Raw genomic sequence first — 2,826 nt, forward strand, 5'->3', positions numbered from 1 at the left:
GAGCTGGACATTTCTCAAAGTGAATTTTATACTTTCTTATCCTTTAAAAAAGCAGGACCAAATCCCATTGGTTCTGCTTTTTGCATAGTACTGCCAGATTTCAGGGAAGATAAATTCAAAACAAGATGTCTAACAAAATAACTTTAATTGACTAAATTATGCTACTATATACAAGTAATCCTTCTACTTATTTTAGCGAAAGCATGAATGCTTACTTAGGAGTTCTAACATGAAAAAAATGAAATACTTGACCACCTTTTTCATACTCAGCATTGTTTGGATTTTCGGGACAAACTATCTGCTTAAATCATATGCCCCTTCACCCTTTATCACTCTTGTCGGACATACGAAAGAAGTTCTTTATGTTGTGCTGGCGGGCTGGTTTTTCTATTTTTTTATTTCTAAGATGGAAGAATTGAATGCTTCACGGGAAGAGGAAAAGCGCTTATCTACGCTCATCAATTCCATGGTTGATTTTGTCAATTTCAAAGATGGGGAAGGCCGATGGATCCAGGCGAATAATTTCGGGCTCAAGCTTTTTGACCTCGAAAACGTGGATTATAAAGGCAAAAAGGACTCAGAATTGGCGGAATACAGTGATTTTTTCGCCGAGTCATTAAGATATTGCGAGATATCTGATGAAGAAGCTTGGAAAGCCGGAGGAATCATCCGTGTTGAAGAAGTCCTTCCACAGCCAGATGGCAGCAATAAGACCTTTGATACGATCAAGGTTCCTCTATGGAATGATGACGGCAGCAGACAAGGACTCGTGATCATTGGTCGAGATATCACTGAGCGAAAAAATGTTGAGACATTGCTTGAAGAAAGCAGACAGCAATACCGATCCTTGTTTGAATACAGTCCAGATATCGTTGCGATGCTGGACCTGAACGGGACCATCACAAATCTGAATCCTCAGTTTCAGAAAATTACAGGTTTTAATGCTAACGATTTTATTGGCAGGAGTTTTGGAGAGCTGCTTCCTGAAAACAGCAGGCAATTAGTTTTGGATAGAATCGTAAAGGTGATCAAGGATCAAAGTCCGCAAATGTTCGAGCTCAATATTCCTCATAAGAATGGGAATCCCCTCATGCTGCAAAGCACTTCACTGCCTATCATTGTGAATAATCAGCTTGCCGGGATTATCTGTAATTCAAGGGATGTTACAGAATTGCGGCAAACGGAGGAGCGTTTGCGGAGAACGGACAAATTGTCAGTAGTCGGCGAACTCTCAGCCAGTGTTGCCCATGAAATACGCAATCCTCTTACCTCTCTAAAGGGTCTGGTCCAGCTGCTGCAAATGGAAGATGAAAAGCATCAGCTATATTATCAAATCATGCTTGATGAACTGAACAGGATCAACCATATTGTCGGTGAGTTATTACTGCTGGCCAAGCCTCAGCAAATCAAATTTACTGAAGCCGATATACAGCTGATTTTGTACAATGTAATTTCACTGTTAAAAACAGAGGCAAGTCTTCATAATATCCAAATAGAGTTAGAGGTTCACGACCAGCAGGTAATGATAGAATGTGAACCAAACCAGCTGAAGCAGCTGTTCATTAACATCGTGAAGAATGCGATCGAAGCTTCATCGGCTGAAGATGTCGTATTGATTTCACTGCAAAGCACAGATGACCACGTTACAGTTCGTGTAAAAGACGATGGCTGCGGAATTTCAAAGGAATTCATGGAAAGAATCGGCGAGCCGTTCTACTCCTCCAAGGAAAAGGGTACAGGTCTCGGGATGACAGTAAGCTTCAAAATTGTACAATCTCATAATGGAACGATTAAATTCCAGAGTGAGCCAGATAAAGGTACGGAAGTCATCGTACAATTGCCTATTAAACATGATGGCACTAAAATGAATTAGATCATTCAACAAAAAAGCGAAAGGACAAAATGAACATGTCCTCTCGCTTTTTTTGTATGCATATCCGCTGAACTTGAAAAGATTAATCCTCATCCTTAATATCAATATCCTCAGGCACCGGTTCGTTCAATATTTCCTCTACCAGCTTTTTATACTTTTCTACCTGTTCCATATGTGTGTTGAATTGTTCCTTGTAAATTAAATATTGGTTACCATCATGAATCGCTCTGATTTTCCTTTGGAAAATCATTTTTTCGATTTGTGGCTCTGGCATCGATAAATATTCTGATGCTTCTTTTACTGTTATATACAATTTAGTTCATCCTTTATCAATCTCTTTTTTTTCAGCAAGCTGATCAACAAGCTTTTCAGCTGTTTTTCTATAAAAATTGCTTAAATTGACAAGCGAAGCAATTAATAAAACTGTTTCAAGCTCCTCTGGTTTCTCAGCCTCGAACTTTTGGACCTCAGCATTCACATCTTGTTCCGTTTTCAGCACATCCTGATTGAAAATCTCAATGTTTTTCTCATGAAGATTCAAATAGCTTTTATAAAATTGTTCTAACTGCAGCTCCCCTGTTTCTACTCGATCGTTGATACCGCCAAGAGTTTGTTTTATATCCTGAATGGACAGTCCGCCTTTCAGCTGGTAAATCAAGCTGATCAGGATCAGATGCTCTTTCGAATATTTTTTATTTTTAATAGGAAAGAACAGCTTTCCTTTCGCATAATTGTTAATCATCGTCTTTGTCAGCACTTTGTCCTCATCATTCCTGGTTGAGCTTCCAAAACTCTTCTCAAACAATTGGATGACTTGGTCCATATACAAATCGATTCCGGGTATATCCTCCAGTGCGATATTATTTTCAAGGCCAAGATCGGCGAGCAGTTCTGCTATATTACTCAAAATTTATCCCTCAATGTTTTTCTTTTATTGGCTCTGTTAAACAAGG

Annotated in this window: 3 protein-coding genes; 1 reads left to right on the forward strand and 2 read right to left on the reverse strand. The window is 39.0% G+C overall.

The window, feature by feature from the left end; genetic code table 11:
• Positions 1 to 229 precede the first annotated feature (229 nt).
• A complete protein-coding gene (locus V7201_RS02270) occupies positions 230 to 1,873 on the forward strand; it encodes a PAS domain-containing sensor histidine kinase (RefSeq protein WP_335375162.1) in 1,644 nt (547 codons plus the stop codon).
• Positions 1,874 to 1,955: 82 nt separating this feature from the next.
• Here V7201_RS02270 and V7201_RS02275 read toward each other — a convergent pair whose 3' ends face one another.
• Positions 1,956 to 2,186, reverse strand: a complete 231-nt coding sequence (locus tag V7201_RS02275) for an excisionase family DNA-binding protein (protein ID WP_335375163.1) — start codon at positions 2,184 to 2,186, stop codon at positions 1,956 to 1,958.
• A 6-nt stretch (positions 2,187 to 2,192) separates the two neighbouring features.
• Entirely contained in the window at positions 2,193 to 2,780 is a 588-nt protein-coding gene (locus V7201_RS02280; RefSeq protein WP_335375164.1) for a DUF1836 domain-containing protein, read from the reverse strand.
• Positions 2,781 to 2,826 lie beyond the last annotated feature (46 nt).

The organism is Bacillus sp. JJ1122 (assembly GCF_036964885.1).
Classification (GTDB): domain Bacteria; phylum Bacillota; class Bacilli; order Bacillales; family Cytobacillaceae; genus Mesobacillus.